Raw genomic sequence first — 17,003 nt, 5'->3', positions numbered from 1 at the left:
ACACTTACCTCGATGGGTTGGGCCATGGCACAAAATTGAGGATGGAATTCAAAGCCGCCGTCAGTCTTAGCAAGGTTGAAGCCGAGGCGATCAGCTTTCCGGTGGTGGAGTACACCGTCAATACACTCCCGGCAGAATTCCCTGTTCCCAAGTTGATCCAGGCCACGGGGACGGGTACCTCAGTTACCCTGGCGCCGTTGAATGCACAAAACGGCGCCACGGTGTCCGTGGAGTACACACCGATGTACACCACAGACAGCATCAAGGTGACGATGGTGGGGACAGCCGGAGCGGGTTCTCCGGTGATCCCGGCCAAGAATGGGGTAGCGACAGGCAAAGCCACGTTCGATATTACCAAGGCCGCGATTGCCGCCAACGTCGGCAATGCCAACAAGACGCTCACGCTTAAGTACGACGTAACCCGTAGCGGCAAGGTGGTTGCGTCCAAGGTGTTGACGGTGACGGTGACACCGATACCGACAACTGAGTTGGCAAAGACAGTGATCCGGATAAATGAAGCGGATGCTGCTACCAAAGTCCTGGATTTGAGTGGATCGGTTACCAATAAAACTCTACGCGTTGGGTCATGGCCGTTTATCGCGAGCTTCCAACCGGTAGCCATGTTATTGAGTGGCTTCAAGGCCGATGGATCGGTACATGAGCTGCAGGTATGGACTCTGGCGAGCAACGCGGTGACTGCTGGGTGGTTCAGCAATGGTTTCTATGATCAACGCGTCGCCGCCTCGTACTTCCTTGAACTGGGTCATGATACGAAACTGAAACTTCAGTTCAAGGCGACGCTTTCATCTAGTCAAGCCGAGGCTGACGCCATCATCTTCCCGATAGTGGAATACACTGTTAATACACTGCCGGCAGAATTCCCTGTTCCCAAGTTGACCCAGGCCACGGGGACGGGTACCTCAGTTACCCTGGCGCCGTTGAATGCACAAAACGGCGGCACGGTGTCGGTGGAGTACACACCGATGTACACCACAGACAGCATCAAGGTGACGATGGTGGGGACAGCCGGTGCGGGTTCTCCGGTGATCCCGGCCAAGAATGGGGTAACGGCGGGCAAAGTCACGTTCGATATTACCAAGGCCGCGATTGCCGCCAACGTCGGCAATGCCAACAAGACGCTCACGCTTAAGTACGACGTAACCCGTAGCGGCAAGGTGGTTGCGTCCAAGGTGTTGACGGTGACGGTGACACCGATACCGACAACTGAGTTGGCAAAGACAGTGATCCGGATAAATGAAGCGGATGCTGCTACCAAAGTCCTGGATTTGAGTGGATCGGTTACCAATAAAACTCTACGCGTTGGGTCATGGCCGTTTATCGCGAGCTTCCAACCGGTAGCCATGTTATTGAGTGGCTTCAAGGCCGATGGATCGGTACATGAGCTGCAGGTATGGACTCTGGCGAGCAACGCGGTGACTGCTGGGTGGTTCAGCAATGGTTTCTATGATCAACGCGTCGCCGCCTCGTACTTCCTTGAACTGGGTCATGATACGAAACTGAAACTTCAGTTCAAGGCGACGCTTTCATCTAGTCAAGCCGAGGCTGACGCCATCATCTTCCCGATAGTGGAATACACTGTTAACACACTGCCGGCAGAATTCCCTGTTCCCAAGTTGATCCAGGCAAGTGGCACTGGCACCTCGGTAACGCTCGCGCCCATGAATGCCCTAAACGGCGCCACGGTGTCCGTGGAGTACACACCGATGTACACCACAGACAGCATCAAGGTGACGATGGTGGGCACGGCCGGAGCGGGTTCTCCGGTGATCCCGGCCAAGAATGGGGTAGCGACGGGCAAAGTCACGTTTGATATTACCAAGGCCGCGATTGCCGCCAACATCGGTGGTACTGCCAACAGGACGGTCACCCTTGATTACGAAGTGACCCGCAACGGCAAGGTTGTATCGTCCCAGGTGTTGACGGTGACGGTGACGCTGATTCCGGTAACCGTGCTGGACAATACTATTGTCCGTATCAATGAGGCAGACCCGCAAACCAAAATATTGGATCTTTCAAGCGGTACGGCGAATAGGACAATTCGGATCGGCACCTGGCCGTTTATCACTTCTGGTCAAGAGGTGCTTCTTGAACTCCGAGGTGTTTCGGGGGGAATTCCTCTTCGTTTTCCAATTTGGAATGGTGGCAGCTCGAAGGTGAATCCAACGTGGGTCAGCCAAGGGTGGTGGGAAGTTACTTTAAGTTATGAGGCGTACTTGAAGAGATTGGACCATAACACCAATCTTCAAATGATGTTCAGTGTGCTACTTACTTCCGGTGTCGATTCAGCTTTAATTCACATTCCATATACGCTGTATTTTATTGTTAAGCACGCCACTTTTTATGATCTGACGACATTTAATAATTATAGTATGAATGGCTGGAGTATGTCTTTTGGCCAGTCAGCTGAAATTAAATTCCTAGAGGGTAATTATTACTTGGCCTTGGGGCTAAAGCGCGACTCCACTTATAGAGTAAGGCTGGATAAATACTATAGCAATTTGCAGCCCGGCAGGCGGTATAAGTTCTCGTTTGAAGTGAAGCGCGTCAGTTCCAATTACATTGCGACGGTGCTAGTGGAGGATGCGCAATATAACGCATCTTATACTAATATTGGGGCGTGGTTTGTATATATTGGGAGTTTTACCGCGGGAACACAATCTTCAGGAAAACCTATACGTGTTTCGCTGGTATTTGATACACATGACGCCAGCCTTGACTCTTTACAAGTTGATAATATTCATCTGCGTCTTTTATAATGATAGGGGAGGTGATGCGGGGCAGGCCTATTTAAAGATAAGTCTGCTCCGTATGTTTCTTGATATGAATGGCGTAAGGGGCAGCCTTATCGAAATTTAAGAGAGGACAAGTGATTTATTAATCAGTGTCATGGCAGTGGGGTGCAGTTTTATTTAAAATAATTCTGTTTCGTATGCTCTCAATTTGTTACGGGTCAGCCGGTCTCGCCCCGGTGGCGAAGACAAAGACAGTCTGCCCAGCCACCAGGGGTTGGTGTATGCGATCCCACCGGAGATCTTGCTGCATGGCGTCAATCAGGAGCAGGCACTGGCGGGGGTCAAGATCATCATTCGCTACTGGTTGAACATGCGTGCCTATGACCTGATCACTCTGGCCTGGGGATCTCAACAGGTTTTGCACTGAGTTCAGCCTGGCGAGGTGGACCGCGACATCACCTTGACTGTCGACTACGCCACCATCAGCGCCGCGCTTCAAACTCCGCCGCCAACCGCTGCGCCGTGCGCCCATAACTGCCCTGCAGGTCCGCGAGCATATGGCTCAACTCCCCGATACACGCATGCAGCGAGCGCGGCACGTCGCTGCGCAACAGCAGCAGTTCCGACACCGAGCGGGCATTCAAGGCATTGGGAGACAGCTCGGTGTATGCCTCGAATGACGACAATTCGTGGAACACGGACTGATTCAAAAGCGGGTTTGCCCCATACTTGATGCTAGATAACAAGACCCGGTCCTGAACTGGAATTGAGCGACGGTCAAATGTGGGAGCTGGCTTGCCTGCGATGGCATCAACTCGGTGTTTCAGTTGCACCGAGTCGTCAGTATCGCAGGCAAGCCAGCTCCCACACTTGAGTGTATCGGCCTCAGGGCTTTGCCATCACGGCGGTAAACAGTGGGGACTCAAGGAACCGCTGTAACCAAATCTGCAAACGCTGATACGGCGTCCCCGCAAACCACTCCCGATCCACATGAGCAAACTGCCGCACAAACGGCGCCAGCGCCACATCCGCCAGGCTCAGGTGTTCGGCGAGCAAGTACTCACGCTCCGCCAGCAAGCCTTCCAATTTCTGCAAGAACCCCTCACCCTCGGCCCGATAATGCTCCATCGGCTGCTCCGGGTAGCGCTCGGCATACTTGTATCGATTCAAGTGATGCTTGAACACCTGATCATTTTCGTCAATCAACGCCAGCACCGCAGGGTCACCTTGCAGCAGCCAATCATCCGGGTCGTGCTGCGCCAGCGCCCATTGCATGATCTCCAGGCTCTCCTCGATCACTCGACCTTCGACACTCAACACCGGCACCGTACCCTTGGGCGACAGCGCCAGCATCTCGGCTGGCTTGGCCTTGAGGCTCACCTCGATGATTCGCACAGGAACGCCTGAGTAACGCAAGGTCAGCCGCGCCCGCATTGCATAGGGGCAGCGCCGGAACGAATAAAGCAGCGCTTCGTTCACTTGACCTCCAGGGTACTCAAGCCATTGCCCTGGCGCTGGACCTGGATTTGCACCGGAATGCGTTCATGCATTTCCTGTACGTGGGAGATCACCGCCACCTTGCGGCCCTGGGCCTGCAAACCATCCAGAGCGTCCATCGCCAATTGCAACGACTCCGGATCAAGGCTGCCAAAGCCTTCGTCGATAAACAGCGACTCGATCTTCAAGGTGCTCGACGCCATCGAGGCCAGCCCCAACGCCAGTGCCAACGACACCAGGAAAGTTTCGCCACCGGACAGCGAATGCACCGAGCGCAGTTCATCGCCCATCTCTGTGTCCATCACCAGCAGCCCCAGCATGCTGCCGCCGCGTTTAAGCCGGTAGCGGCGCACCAGTTGGCGCAGTTGCACGTTGGCATGGTGCACCAGCAAGTCGAGGTTGTAGGCCTGGGCGATCTTGCGGAAGGTGTCGCCGGTGGCCGAGCCGATCAGCGCATTCAGGCGTGCCCAGCGCTGCCACTGCTCGTAAGCCTTGGCGATCTGTTCGGCCAGGGCCTGGTTGGCATTCTGGCGGCGCTGGTCTTCGGCCTGGCGTGCGCGCAGTTCGGCGCAGTGTTTCTCACCCTCGAGCAGTTGCTGGTCAAGCGTTGCCAGGGTGGCGTCCAGTTGCTCGGCCTCCAGGTTGCCGTTGTGCAGGGCCTGGTGTTCGGCCAGGCGCTGTTCGCGCTCGTGCAGCAGAACCTTGGCTTGCTCGACGGCCTTTTCGCTGCTGTGCAGGTGCTGACGCAACTGCGCGACCTGGGCTTCATCAAGGGCCAACAGGCGTGCCAGGCCCTGATCCTCCAGGTCTGGGTGCTGGGCGCGCCATTCGCCGATGCGTGTCGCAAGGGCGTGCTGCTCCGCTTCCAATGCCTGCTGGCGTTGCTGCTGGGCCTTGAGGTCGGCGGCCAGCTGTACTTGCGCCGTGTGCACGGCGTGCAGTTCCTGGTTGGCGTCGGTCTCGCTTTGGCGCGACTGCGTGACGGCTTGCTCCAGCTGCTGTTGCCAGTGTTCGGCGCTGGGGGAATCCCCTAGCAAGGCGCGGAGTTTTTCCTGGACGGCGTGTTGCTGGTCGGCCAGCTCGGCGACTTGCAGATTCACAGCGTCGAGTTGCTGCTGACGATGCTGTTGGTGGGTGTGTTGTTTCTCGATGGCCTGTTGGCGCTCTTGCTGCTCGGCCTGCTCATCGCGTTGATGGCCCAACTGCTCAAGGCGCTGGCTGACCTGCTGGTCGAGCTGCATGAAGGTCGCCGCAGGTGCGCTGCGCAAGCCTTCCAGCGTCTGGGCGGGCAGCAGGTTGGCGAAGGCGCTGAGTTCCGCCTCCAGGCGTTCGCGGTCGCCGGCCAGTTGCCGCTGTTGGTCCACCAGCAATTGCCGGGCTTGCTGGCTGGCATCCTGGGCCGCTTGTAATTGTTGCTGCAAGCGCCCGGCGTTCTGTTGCAGGTTGAGCAGGGCGCCTTGGCGTTGTTCGTCCTGGCTGATGCTTTGGGTCAATTGGGCCAGTTGCTGGGCCAGCCAAGGGCTGCGCTTGGCGGCGTCCTGATTGAACAGCGAGGCAGACAGCGGGTGGGCTTGCAGGCTCGGTGCCAAACCCTGCTGCTGCGTGGCCAACTGTTCCTGCTGTTGCAGGAGCTCTTTTTGCTGAGCGATCAGGCCGCCGACTTCACCGCGCAGTTCGGTAAGTTTTTCCTTGAGGCTGTCGACGGCTTTCTGCGCCGCCGCCTCTTCACTTTCATCATGGCGGCCCAGGCTTTGCAGCAGGGCTTCAGGCTGGTGATAGGGGTGTTCGTGGCTGCCGCACACCGGGCAGGGTTGGTCATCCTGCAACTGCTCGCGTAATTCCTCGACGCTGGCACTGCGGGCCAGGCGTTGGCGCTCAAGCAGTTGCTTGGTCACCGCCAGGGTTTGTTCGGCAACGGTGAGTTCGGCCTTGGTTTGCAGGCCGGTCTGGTTCAGTTGTTCGCGTTTTTGCGCGGCCTCGGCAAGCCTTTGCGTGAGCGCAGCGGCCTGTTGATCCAACTGTTGCTGGCTGTCCCACAAGCGGGCCAGGTCTTCGAAGGCGCGCTGTTGCTTGCGATTGTCTTGCAGCAGGCTGGCCAGCAATTGGATTTGTTCGGCCACCGCGTGCGGTTCGGCACCGGCCTCATGGTAGAGCAAATCCAGGGCTTCGCGCTGTTGGGTGAACTGTTCGCTGGCGGCGTTGGCGCGCTGTTCGAGTTGCCCCAGCTCGGCCTGGCCTTGGTTGAGGCGATTGCCGATCAAAACCAACTGTTGCAGGCGGTCACGGTAGGCGTTCCAGGCATCGCTCAGCGGCGCGAGGGCGGCGCTGTGCTCAAGCTCGGTGGCCAGGCGTTGCAGGCGCTCGGTGCCTTGGGCCTGGGTGTGTTGCAAACCGTCGAGCAGGGCCTGGCCTTCGGTGCAGGCGCTTTCGTGCTGGTGTTTTTCCTCGTTGCGCTTGACCAGTTCGCGGCTCACATGGGCGAGGGTGTTTTGCTCTTCGATGGCCTGGCGCAGCAGGGGTGCGGCGTCGGCCTGGTGTTTCAGGGCCTCGGCCAGTGCTGCCAGGGCGGCCACTTGCTGGTGTTGCGCCTGTTCCTGGCGGGAATGCAGGGCGGTTTGTTGCTCGAGGTGCTGCGCAATCTGTGCCGCCAGGGGCGTCAGCAGGGTGCCGAGTTCTGCCTGGCGCAGGAAGTGATGGCGTTGCGGTGCCAACTGCTCCAGCAGGCTGAGGTCTTGGCGTTGCTGGCCTTGGCTGGCCCAGGTTGCTTCGTCGCGTTGCAGTTGCTCCACTGCGTGTTGATGGCGCTCCTGCCATTCACGCAGTTCCTTGAGCCAGGTGTGCTGCAACTCCAGCTGCTTGAGCTGGGCTTGTTGGGTCTTGAGCTGCTGCTGGGCGTGGGCCAACTGTTGATCCAGCTCGGCGCGGGCTTCGGGGGCCAGGGGTACCACGCCGGTGGCTTGGTCCTGCAGCTGTTTGTGGGCGTCCTTGGCCTCTTTGGCCTTATCGAACGCACGGCGGCCGAGCTGGGTGTAGAGCGCGGTATCGGTGAGCTTTTCCAGCAGTTCGCTGCGCTCATTGTCATTGGCCTTGAGGAAGGCGCTGAACTCGCTTTGCGCCAGCAGCACTGCACGGGTGAACTGTTCGAAGTTCAGGCCCAGGGCCAATTCGAGCTGGGTCTTGTATTCGGTTTTCTGGCTGGCCAACAGTTGGTCGCTGTCCAGGTCGATCAGGCTTTGCCGGCTGTTCTGCAACTTGCCGCTGGCCTTGTCACGGGCGCGGTTGGCTTCCCAGCGCGCACGGTAGCGACGGCCACTGACACCGACAAAATCCACCTCGGCATAGCCACCACCGGTGCCGCGTCGAATCAGGGTGCGCGGGTCGCCGATGGAAATATCCGTGTCGGCGTCCGGCATCTTGGCCTGGCCGGTGTCACCCAGGCGCGGCACCGCGCCAAACAGCGCCAGGCACAGCGCATCGAGCAGGGTACTTTTACCCGCGCCGGTCGGCCCGGTGATGGCGAACAGACCCGCACTGGCCAGGGGCTCGGCGGTAAAGTCGATTTCGAACGGGCCCGCCAGGGAGGCGAGGTTTTTCAGGCGGATGGCGAGGATCTTCATGGCTGTTCGCCCTCCTGTTGCACTTCCTGGAGCAGCACGGCGAAGTCCTTCAAGGTCTGTTCATCCACTTCACTGCCGTAGCTGTCCTGCCAGGCGCGGCTGAACAGTTCCTGGGGCGTGAGCTGGTCGAGTTCGATCAGTTGCGCATCGTCTACCTCTGCGCTGCCGCGTGTGCCGGCATACTCGGCGGCGATACGCACCAGGCGCACGGCCTTGCCTTGCAGGGCGGTTTCGATCTGTTGGCGCAGGTCCGGTTGCGGCTCGTCGAGGCGCACGCGCACTTCCAGCCAGGGGTGGCGCTGGGTTTCGGCGAGCAGGTCGATGTCGGGCAGCTCACCGAGTTGCTTGAGGATATCGGCCAAGGGCGCGGCATCCAGGCGTTGCAAGTTGACGGAGCGGGGAATCAGGATCGGTTCGCAGCCCACCAGCCTTTCGCCCTGGAACGTCACGTCGAGAATCTGGTGCTTGTAGCCGATTTCGGAGAACGACAGGGGGATTGGCGAGCCGCTGTAGCGAATGCGCTCCTCGCCATTGACCTTTTGCGGTTTGTGCAAATGGCCGAGGGCCACATACGCCACGCTTCGGTCGAACAGTGTGGCAGGCAGCGCCTCGGCATTGCCGATGATCAGGCTGCGTTCGGAGTCTTCGGATACCGACCCACCGGCCATGTGCGCATGGCTGATGGCTATCAGCGCCTGGCCCTTTTTGCGTTTGGCATTGGCCGCCGCGATCAGCCATTCATGCACTTGGCCGATGCCGCGCAGGTAATCATCGCCCAGCTGTGCGCCGGTGACTTCCGCCGGGCGCAGGAAGGGCAGCGCCAGGCACCAGGCGACGATCTTGCCTTTGGCATTGGGCAGCGGGATCAGCAGCCGGTCGGCATCCAGTTGCCCGTCATCCAGCCACAGCACCCGGCCCAGGGCATGGGTGCGCAGGCGGCGCATCAGAGGCGCAGGCAGCTCAATGCGCGAGCCGGAGTCATGGTTGCCGGCAATCATCACAATGGTCAGTGTCGGCTGTTGTTCGTGGGCGCTGATGATGAAGTCATACAAGCGCTCCTGGGCCTTGAGCGGCGGGTTGACCGTGTCGAAGATATCGCCGGCGATCAACAGCACATCCGGGCGCTGGGCCTTGAGTTGGCCCAGCAGCCATTCAAGGAAACAGGCGTGTTCGAAGTCGCGTTCCTGGCCGTGGAGGTTTTGGCCCAAGTGCCAGTCGGAGGTATGAAACAGACGCAAGGCGAACTCCGTGGAGAAGATGAAAAGGAGGGGAGTTTACCTGTAAAAGTGCGCGTGGACTCATGGCTGACGCGATCAACGGAGTGTGGGCCAGCCCTGATGGCTGATTGTAGGAGCGAGCTTGCTCGCGAAAAACGTCAACGATAACGCGTGTTTCCTGGATAAACGCGGCGCCTGTGAGTTCTTCGCGAGCAAGCTCGCTCCTAGGGGGTTATGGCGTGGCAATCGAGCGCACGGTCGGCGAGGGTGCGGGCCATGTCGATCAGGCGACGCAGATCCACTGTGGGAGCTGGCTTGCCTGCGATGGATGAGTATCAGCCAGCACATCTGCCGACTGTTACACCGCCATCGCGGGCAAGCCCACTCCCACAGGGTTTTGTGGTGTTGGTTGAGGCTGGGTTACTTGGAGTAGAGCGGCGGCAAACTGGTGGTGTCGGTGGCCGGGTCTTGCTCGCGTTCGGCCACGGGGATCGCTTTGATCGCGCGCCATTGATCGTTCCCACGCTTTGCGTGGTAATGCATCCCGTGACGCTCTGCGTCACCGTTGCACAGGGCGTGAAACCTGGACGCGGAGCGTCCGGGGCGGCATTCCCACGCAGAGCGTGGGAACGAGCAGGCTCGGGGGTTACTTGGGGTAGAGCGGCGGCAAGCTGGTGGTGTCGGTGGCCGGGTCTTGCTCGCGTTCGGCCACGGGGATCGCCTTGATGGCGCGCCATTGATCGTTCCCACGCTCTGCGTGGTAATGCATCCCGTGACGCTCTGCGTCACCGTTGCACAGGGCGTGAAACCTGGACGCGGAGCGTCCGGGGCGGCATTCCCACGCAGAGCGTGGGAACGAGCAGGCTCGGGGGTTACTTGGGGTAGAGCGGCGGCAAGCTGGTGGTGTCGGTGGCCGGGTCTTGCTCGCGTTCGGCCACGGGGATCGCTTTGATGGCACGCCACAGGTCGTCACCCAACCAGTATTGGCCGCTTTCGCTATACAACGCGCCATTCAACCCATCCAGGGCATCGGACAGCGGCACAAACCGCGCGGCCATGTCGGCCAGCGTTTCCGGCTGTTGCCGTGCCCAGGCGTCGAGGGCCTGGCGGGTAGCATGAGGGTCGTTGGCCTGGGTGGCGCGCTTGAGGTCGTCGAGCAGGGTGCGTGGGCTGGGGCCGGTTTGCGCGGCGCGTTGTACCGCCGGTTGCCGGCGTGCGCGCCACCACAGGCCAAAGCCCAGCAGGGTGGTGCAGGCCAGTATCAGTGTGCTCAGTTGCCACAGCCACAGGCGGTCATCATCGGGGGCGGTGATGATGGTCGGTGTCGCCGGGGTGTCCACCACCAAGCTGGGGTTCACCGCCACTTGCACGGTGCGCGCCGGCAGGCTGGTGCGTTCCAGATGATCTTCGTGGGTGTTCCACCACACCACTTCCACGGCGGGCAGTTCCAGCTCGCCGGCGCGGGTCGGCACCAGGGCTTCGCGGTCTTCACGGCTGCCGGTCAGGCCGCGGTCGCTGGTACGGTTAGCCATCACTGGTTGGTCGGGGTAGCGGCGCAGGCCGTTGACCTCGGTGCCGGGCAGCGCCGGCAGCTGTGCGCTGGACAGGCCTTCGGCCTCCACGGTAAGGCTGCGGGTCAGGGAGTCGCCGACTTGCACGTGGTCCGGCGTGGGGTTCCAGCCTTCGCTCAAGGTCAGGCTGCGCGCGGGCAGCCAGGGAGTGTCGGCGGGGTAGGCGTCCGGTTTGGGTTTGACCGTCAAGGGCAGGGGCGCAGAGCTGACATGAATCATCTTGCCCGGCTTGGTGCCCTGCAGGGTGTTTTCCTGGGGCGGTCGCGATTCCACCAGGGTGGCGCTGAAGGTCTGCGCCGGAATCACCACGGCGCCACTGTGTTGCGGGTAGAGGGCGTAGCGGGTTTCGATCACGCCATGGCGGATGCTGTTGATGACCTTTTCATAGGTGCGTGATTCGCCCAGTTGTTCGACACGTGCATCCGGTATCTGCAAGGGCGTGAGGCTGCTGTCGTCATACAGCGACACCGAGTGGTACACGCGTACGGTCAACAGGGCCTGGGCCTGGACGTACACGCTGGTCTGGTCGAGGCTGGCTTCGATGAACACCGGGGCCAGTTCGGCGCTGGTGTTCTGGCTGGCGCTTTCCACCACTTGCAGGGTGATCGGCTGGGTCTTGAGCGCGCCCACCTGCAGCGGCGGGATCACCACGTTGCCGTTCACCTTGGGCAGCAGGGTGATGATCCAGCGGGTGGTGGCGTGGTTGTCGCCGTCCAGCGTGGTGAGTTGGTTGATCTGGCGGGTGCCGCTGACTTCGAACTGCGCGTCCAGGGGCGACAGGTCCGGTTTGCCAAACTGGGTCACATCACTGGATTGCACCGTCAGCTCCACCGTTTCCCCGGAGTTGAGGCGGCTGCGGTCTACGCTGGCGACCAGGTCCGCCGCCTGGGCGTGGCCTGCCGACAACGCGAGCAGGAGCAAAAGGGTGGTGCGGCGGCTCATCGAGTGGTGTCCTGATGTTGTTGCTGTTCGTACCAGAATTTGCGGCGCAACAGCTCGCCGGGGTTGTCCGGGATCTCCTGCAACCATTGCTCCAGTGCTTGGCGGCGCTCGCCCTCCAGGCGCGTGTCGGCAGGGCGCAGTGGCGGCGTGGTGGTCTGCTCGTTACCCAGTTCGCTGCCTGGCACTTCATTGCCGCCGGCCTGTGGCGGGGCGTTTGGCTGAGTCTCACCCGTGCCGGCTTCGCCCTGGCCGTGGGACGATTGCTCGCCACCCTGGGCCGTTTGTGCGTTGGTGCCCGGTTGCGCAGTTTGGCCGGGTTGGGCGGTTTCGTCATCTGCGTTTTTTGCAGGCGGGTCCGGCTCGGGCTGCGTTTGCTCCTGCATCAGCGCTTCAACCAAGGCTTTGTTTTTCAGCGCCGGCTGCAAATCGGGCTGGGCTTCCAGGGCTTGTTCATACGCATCAATGGCCGCTTCAAGTTCACCGGCCTTGGCCAGGGCATTGCCGCGGTTGTAGTGGGAATAGGCGTCGCTGCCTTGGGCAAACCGCTTGATGGCCTCGGCGTAATTGCCGGCTTCGTACAGCGCCACGCCTTGCCATTGCGGGTCCTGGAAGTGTTCTGCGGCTTCGGCCGGGCGTTTGTGCTTGAGCAGGTACTGGCCTTGTTGGTCGGGGCGCAGCCACAGGTCCTGCAGCCCAAAAGCATAGCTGGGTTGCGGCGCGCCCATCAACAGCAAGGGTAGGCAGAACAGCCAGCCGCGACGCCCGGCGCACGCGGCCAGCAGCAACAACGGCAAGAGCAGCCAGTAACCCTGATCGGCCCAGCTGTCCAGGCGCAGCCGTTGGGCGTCGTCGCGCAGGGCTTGGGCGCTGTCGAGCATGCCGAGTTGGCGCAGGTCCTTGTCATCCAGGCGCGCCGCACGGTAGCGGCCACCCATTTCGCTGGCGAACGCCTTGAGGGTCGGGCTGTCGAGGCGCGGCACCAGGATCGCGCCCTGGTCGTCCTTGAGGAATTCGCCGCTCTCCTGAGTCACCGGCGTACCTTCGCGACTGCCGATGCCGAGGATCGACAACGTTGGAGCCTGGGCACTTTGCAGTTGCAGGCGGATGCCTTGGCGCTCTTGTTTGGACAATGAGGAACCGATCAGCAGCAGGCGCCCCTGGCCGAGACCGCCTTGCTTGAGCAGGCCCAGGGCTTTTTCCACGGCAAGATCGGCACGATGGCCGGGCTCGGGCATGATCGACGGGCGCAGGGCTTCCAACAGGTTGCGGCTGGTGGCCAGGTCATCGGACAGCGGCACCAGGGTATGGGCGCTGCCGGCATACACGATGATGGCTGTTTGCGCATCGGTGCGCGCTTGCAGCAAGTCATACAGCTTGCGCCGTGCCTGTTCCAGGCGGTTTGGCGGGCTGTCGGTGGCGAGCATTTCCGGGGTCAGTTCCAGCAGCACCACCAAGGGGTCGGAAGGTTTCTGGCTGGCCTGTTCAACCCGTTGCCAACTGGGGCCCAATAACGCGAGCACGGCCAACAGCCAGGCGATGCCGAGCACCACCCACGGCGATTTACTCTCGCGGCCATTGCCACCGCTGAGCAACTCGGCATGGAACGCCGGCGGCAGGATCATCTGCCAGCGCCCGGCGCGCTTTTGCCGGTGCCACAACTGCCACAGCAACCAGCCAAGCAGGGGCAGCAACAACAGCCACCAGGGGTGCAACCAGTGCGGCCACAGCGCGATCATCGACGCCTCCGCAAACGCAGGCGCTGCAGACGCTGGCGCCATTCAGGGTGTTGCTGCAAAAAAATGCCCCTGCTCGATAGCCTATTGAAGCCGCGTTGCAAAGCGTTGTTCGGCCAGCGTTCCTGGATCACCAGCAACAGGCTCAACACCAACGCCAAGGCCAATGGGCCGCTGTACAGCGCCTGGGCCGGGCGGGCCTGGGTGGGTTGTTGTTCCACGGGCTCGAGGGTGTCGAGGGTGTCCTTGATCTTCAGCAGTTCCTCGCCGTCTCGGGCGCGGAAATACTGGCCGCCGGTGGTCTCGGCCAGTGCCTTGAGCGCCGGTTCGTCGAGGTCCAGGCTCGGGTTTACGCCTAGGATGCCCAGGGAGCCGGTTTGCTCGGGGTCGGCGCCGATGCCGATGGGGTAGATTTTCACGCCTTCCTCGGCCGCCAGGCGCGCGGCGGTCAACGGGTCGATCTGCCCGGCGTTGTTGGCGCCGTCGGTGACCAGGATCAGCACACGGCTTTGCGCCGGGCGCTGGCGCAGGCGTTTTATGGCCAGGCCGATGGCGTCGCCGATGGCGGTGTTCTTGCCAGCAATGCCGATGCGCGCTTCATCCAGCCAGGTGCGCACGGTGCGGCGGTCAAAGGTCAGGGGCGCTTGCAGGTAGGCTTGGCTACCGAACAGGATCAGGCCCACGCGATCACCTTCACGCTCCTCCAGAAAGTCTCCCAGCAGGTGCTTGACCAGGGCCAGGCGGCTGACGTCCTCGTCCTGCCAATGCATATCGGGAAAATCCATGGAGCCGGACACATCCACCGCCACCAGCAAATCCCGGCCGCTGGCAGCAATCGGCAAGGGTTCGCCCAGCCATTGCGGGCGGGCGGCGGCGGTCAACAGCAGCAACCACAGCACCACGAATGGGGCTTGCTGGCGCCAGCCGGGCAGGTTGACGCGGGCACGGCGGCGGGACAGGCCTTCGAGGTCGCTGAGGTAGCTGACTTTCAGCGCCGGTTCGCCGCTGTCGGCCACGGGCAGCACCAGGCGCATGACCCAGGGCAGTGGCAACAGGGCGAAGATCCACGGCCAGGCGAACTCAAACATGTTTGCGAATCCAGGTGTCGACGGCTTGGGTGAGGCCGGCGATGGCTTTGTCGTCGAGCTTGCATTCGGGTTTGTAGGCGCCTTCCACCAACACCATCCAGCGCGTCAGGCCGGCGGCAGGGCAGCGGTTGTCCAGGAAGGCCAGCCATTTGCGCCCGTTGAGGGTATGGCTCTGGCTATAAGGGTAGTCGTTACGGCACAGGCGCTTGAGCAGGCCGTTGAGTTGCTGCAGCCAGGCGCCCGCAGGCGCACCGTCGTAGGGCTTGGGCATCAAAGCCAGCTCGGCCAGGGCGGCGATACGCAACGGGTCTAGCGGTTGTTCGGCGCGGGCCACAGGGCGGCGGGCCGGCAGGAAACGGCGCAGCCACCACAAGCCCCAACCGAGCAGTGGGATCACCAGCAGCAACAGCCACCAGCCCGGTGCCGGTGGCCAGAAGCCAATGGCGGGCGGGGCGATCAGCGGTTGCAGTTGGTCCAGGCTGCTCATGGTTTTTTAACCGGGCGTTGCGGGTTGAGATATTCGCGCAGTTGCTCGACCATTTCACTCTGGGTGCTCAAGGGCATCAACAACAGCCGCAGCTTCTGCGCGAGCAGTTCCCAGCGGGCGATACGCGCTTCGGCCTGAGCCTTGTAGGCCTGGCGCAGGTCGATGTTCAGTGTGTCCAGTTCCAGTTGCGCACCTCTTTGTGCGAAACGCAGCAGCCCGGCGGCGGGCAGGGCGTGGTCCAGCGGGTCGGAGATCGGTAATAACAGCAGGTCGCAATGGCGCGCCAACAGGCTCAGCTGTTGCTCGGCGCCTTCGGTGAGGGCGCGCTCATCACAGATCACCACCACCAGGCTGCCGGGGCGCAGCACCTCGCGGCCACGGCGCAAGGCCATGCCCAGGGCATCCGCTTCCGGTTGACGCTCGGTGTTCAGGCTCTGGTTGACCCGCACCAGCCGGTTGAGCAGTTGCAACAGGCTCTGCTTGCTGCGCCGTGGCTTGATCTCGTAGTGCTCGTTGTCGCCGAACACCAGCCCGCCCACCCGGTCGTTATGGCCCAGGGCGGCCCAACCGATCAGGCTGGCGGCCTGGGCGGCAAGCACCGACTTGAACATTTGCCCCGAGCCGAAAAACAGCCGGCAACTTTGCTCGACCATGATGAAAATCGGTCGCTCGCGCTCTTCGTGGAACAGCTTGGTGTGCGGCTCCTGGGTACGCGCCGTCACGCGCCAGTCGATGGTGCGCACATCGTCGCCGGCCTGGTACACGCGCACCTGGTCGAAATCGACGCCACGCCCGCGCAGCTTGGAGTGATGAAGGCCCACCAGCGGGCTACGCTGGCCAGGCGTGGAGAACAACTGCACCTCACGCACGCGGTGGCGCATCTCAATCAATTCACTGAGGGTTACGCGGATGCCATCGCTTGCGTTCATCGACTTCAAGCGACGGCAACGACGTCGAGAATGCGTTGCACCACGCGGTCCTGGTCGACACCGGCGGCCTCGGCCTCGAACGACAGGATGATGCGGTGACGCAGCACGTCGAACAAGACCGCCTGGATATCTTCCGGGCTGACAAAATCGCGACCGGCCAGCCAGGCATGGGCCCGGGCACAACGGTCCAGGGCGATGGAACCACGGGGGCTGGCGCCATAGGCGATCCACTCGGCCATTTCCGGATCGAACTTCGCAGGGGTGCGCGTGGCCATCACCAGTTGCACCAGGTATTCCTCCACGGCATCGGCCATGTACAGGCCGAGGATTTCCTTGCGCGCAGCAAAGATGGCCTGCTGGCTGACCCGGCGCTCGGGCTTGGTTTCGCCATTCAATGCTTCGCCACGGGCCTGTTGCAGGATGCGGCGCTCGACGGCGGCGTCCGGGAAGCCGATCTTGACGTGCATCAGGAACCGGTCGAGCTGCGCTTCGGGCAGCGGGTAGGTGCCTTCCTGTTCGATGGGGTTCTGCGTGGCCATCACCAGGAACAGCGGCGACAGCTCGTAAGTGCTGCGGCCCACGCTGACCTGGCGCTCGGCCATGGCTTCGAGCAATGCCGACTGGACCTTGGCCGGGGCACGGTTGATTTCGTCTGCGAGCACCAGGTTATGGAAGATCGGCCCCTGCTGGAACACGAAACTGCCGGTTTCCGGGCGATAGATCTCAGTGCCGGTGATGTCGGCGGGCAGCAGGTCGGGGGTGAACTGAATACGATGGAACTGCGCTTCGATCCCTTCGGCCAACTCCTTGATCGCCTTGGTCTTGGCCAGCCCCGGTGCGCCTTCGACCAGCATATGGCCGTCAGCGAGCAGGGCGATCAGCAGGCGATCGATGAGTTTTTCCTGGCCGAGAATCTGCGTAGAAAGAAAGGTTCGCAGCGCAAGCAGCGCTTCACGATGTTCCATCGATGACGGTTCCTGGAAAGATGAGCCTGGGTGTCGTGACAGAACACCGGGCCTGGGGCGTTTACTTTAATGCATCGCGGGGTGCGGCGACTAACGGCTTGATGGGTATTTTTGGCGAAACTTACAGGATTGCGGTGTGAGAGGCATAACAGCTGGGTAGGTAGAGCACGGTCACTGTGGGAGCTGGCTTGCCTGCGATCCAGT

At 61.6% G+C, this 17,003-nt stretch carries 13 protein-coding genes and 1 pseudogene; 2 read left to right on the top strand and 12 right to left on the bottom strand.

Going from position 1 to position 17,003, the window contains the following annotated elements; translation table 11 throughout:
• Window positions 1-41 precede the first annotated feature (41 nt).
• Complete coding sequence (locus tag HBO10_RS23275) at window positions 42-2,777, top strand: hypothetical protein (protein ID WP_169922118.1); 2,736 nt, start codon at window positions 42-44, stop codon at window positions 2,775-2,777.
• Window positions 2,778-2,961: 184 nt separating this feature from the next.
• A complete protein-coding gene (locus HBO10_RS23270) occupies window positions 2,962-3,180 on the top strand; it encodes a hypothetical protein (RefSeq protein WP_034126029.1) in 219 nt (72 codons plus the stop codon).
• A 61-nt stretch (window positions 3,181-3,241) separates the two neighbouring features.
• Here HBO10_RS23270 and HBO10_RS23265 read toward each other — a convergent pair.
• The 12 genes and pseudogenes from HBO10_RS23265 to HBO10_RS23220 all read right to left on the bottom strand — a co-directional run.
• A pseudogene (locus HBO10_RS23265) lies at window positions 3,242-3,439 on the bottom strand (alpha-E domain-containing protein); the annotation flags it as partial.
• Between the two features lie 199 nt (window positions 3,440-3,638).
• The gene (locus HBO10_RS23260; RefSeq protein ID WP_060764232.1) at window positions 3,639-4,232 is read right to left on the bottom strand and encodes a glutathione S-transferase; all 594 of its coding nucleotides are present in this window, start codon (window positions 4,230-4,232) and stop codon (window positions 3,639-3,641) included.
• Window positions 4,229-7,867: an AAA family ATPase gene (locus HBO10_RS23255; RefSeq protein WP_034126026.1), complete on the bottom strand. Its 3,639-nt coding sequence runs from the start codon at window positions 7,865-7,867 to the stop codon at window positions 4,229-4,231. Before HBO10_RS23255 ends, HBO10_RS23260 begins: the two co-directional genes overlap by 4 nt.
• A complete protein-coding gene (locus HBO10_RS23250) occupies window positions 7,864-9,105 on the bottom strand; it encodes an exonuclease SbcCD subunit D C-terminal domain-containing protein (RefSeq protein WP_034126025.1) in 1,242 nt (413 codons plus the stop codon). Before HBO10_RS23250 ends, HBO10_RS23255 begins: the two co-directional genes overlap by 4 nt.
• 399 nt (window positions 9,106-9,504) lie before the next feature.
• The gene (locus tag HBO10_RS31450) at window positions 9,505-9,627 is read right to left on the bottom strand and encodes a hypothetical protein (RefSeq protein ID WP_262378119.1); all 123 of its coding nucleotides are present in this window, start codon (window positions 9,625-9,627) and stop codon (window positions 9,505-9,507) included.
• Between the two features lie 103 nt (window positions 9,628-9,730).
• Window positions 9,731-9,853, bottom strand: coding sequence for a hypothetical protein (locus HBO10_RS31445; protein ID WP_254989527.1), 123 nt, complete (start codon window positions 9,851-9,853; stop codon window positions 9,731-9,733).
• Window positions 9,854-9,956: 103 nt separating this feature from the next.
• The gene (locus HBO10_RS23245) at window positions 9,957-11,597 is read right to left on the bottom strand and encodes a BatD family protein (protein ID WP_034126024.1); all 1,641 of its coding nucleotides are present in this window, start codon (window positions 11,595-11,597) and stop codon (window positions 9,957-9,959) included.
• Complete coding sequence (locus HBO10_RS23240; RefSeq protein WP_034126023.1) at window positions 11,594-13,333, bottom strand: tetratricopeptide repeat protein; 1,740 nt, start codon at window positions 13,331-13,333, stop codon at window positions 11,594-11,596. The genes HBO10_RS23245 and HBO10_RS23240 overlap by 4 nt, the downstream gene beginning before the upstream one ends.
• A complete protein-coding gene (locus HBO10_RS23235; protein ID WP_034126022.1) occupies window positions 13,330-14,418 on the bottom strand; it encodes a VWA domain-containing protein in 1,089 nt (362 codons plus the stop codon). Before HBO10_RS23235 ends, HBO10_RS23240 begins: the two co-directional genes overlap by 4 nt.
• Entirely contained in the window at window positions 14,411-14,905 is a 495-nt protein-coding gene (locus HBO10_RS23230) for a DUF4381 domain-containing protein (RefSeq protein WP_003190798.1), read from the bottom strand. Before HBO10_RS23230 ends, HBO10_RS23235 begins: the two co-directional genes overlap by 8 nt.
• Entirely contained in the window at window positions 14,902-15,834 is a 933-nt protein-coding gene (locus tag HBO10_RS23225; protein ID WP_034126021.1) for a DUF58 domain-containing protein, read from the bottom strand. The genes HBO10_RS23230 and HBO10_RS23225 overlap by 4 nt, the downstream gene beginning before the upstream one ends.
• 5 nt (window positions 15,835-15,839) lie before the next feature.
• Window positions 15,840-16,799 (bottom strand): MoxR family ATPase, encoded by a 960-nt coding sequence (locus HBO10_RS23220; protein ID WP_020301524.1) that lies wholly within the window; start codon window positions 16,797-16,799, stop codon window positions 15,840-15,842.
• Between the last annotated feature and the right edge of the window lie 204 nt (window positions 16,800-17,003).

Source organism: Pseudomonas sp. WS 5503, assembly GCF_012985385.1.
GTDB lineage: Bacteria > Pseudomonadota > Gammaproteobacteria > Pseudomonadales > Pseudomonadaceae > Aquipseudomonas > Aquipseudomonas paracarnis.
Note: the sequence above shows the minus strand (reverse complement) of the source record. Positions and strands in the feature narration are given on the sequence as shown.

What these genes read in the sequence shown, in the direction of transcription:
- HBO10_RS23275 (WP_169922118.1), top strand. Translation starts at nt 42, where the DNA reads ATGGAATTCAAAGCCGCCGTCAGTCTTAGCAAGGTTGAAGCCGAGGCG.
- HBO10_RS23255 (WP_034126026.1), bottom strand. Translation starts at nt 7,867, where the DNA reads ATGAAGATCCTCGCCATCCGCCTGAAAAACCTCGCCTCCCTGGCGGGC.
- HBO10_RS31450 (WP_262378119.1), bottom strand. Translation starts at nt 9,627, where the DNA reads ATGCATTACCACGCAAAGCGTGGGAACGATCAATGGCGCGCGATCAAA.
- HBO10_RS31445 (WP_254989527.1), bottom strand. Translation starts at nt 9,853, where the DNA reads ATGCATTACCACGCAGAGCGTGGGAACGATCAATGGCGCGCCATCAAG.
- HBO10_RS23245 (WP_034126024.1), bottom strand. Translation starts at nt 11,597, where the DNA reads ATGAGCCGCCGCACCACCCTTTTGCTCCTGCTCGCGTTGTCGGCAGGC.
- HBO10_RS23240 (WP_034126023.1), bottom strand. Translation starts at nt 13,333, where the DNA reads ATGATCGCGCTGTGGCCGCACTGGTTGCACCCCTGGTGGCTGTTGTTG.
- HBO10_RS23235 (WP_034126022.1), bottom strand. Translation starts at nt 14,418, where the DNA reads ATGTTTGAGTTCGCCTGGCCGTGGATCTTCGCCCTGTTGCCACTGCCC.
- HBO10_RS23230 (WP_003190798.1), bottom strand. Translation starts at nt 14,905, where the DNA reads ATGAGCAGCCTGGACCAACTGCAACCGCTGATCGCCCCGCCCGCCATT.
- HBO10_RS23225 (WP_034126021.1), bottom strand. Translation starts at nt 15,834, where the DNA reads ATGAACGCAAGCGATGGCATCCGCGTAACCCTCAGTGAATTGATTGAG.
- HBO10_RS23220 (WP_020301524.1), bottom strand. Translation starts at nt 16,799, where the DNA reads ATGGAACATCGTGAAGCGCTGCTTGCGCTGCGAACCTTTCTTTCTACG.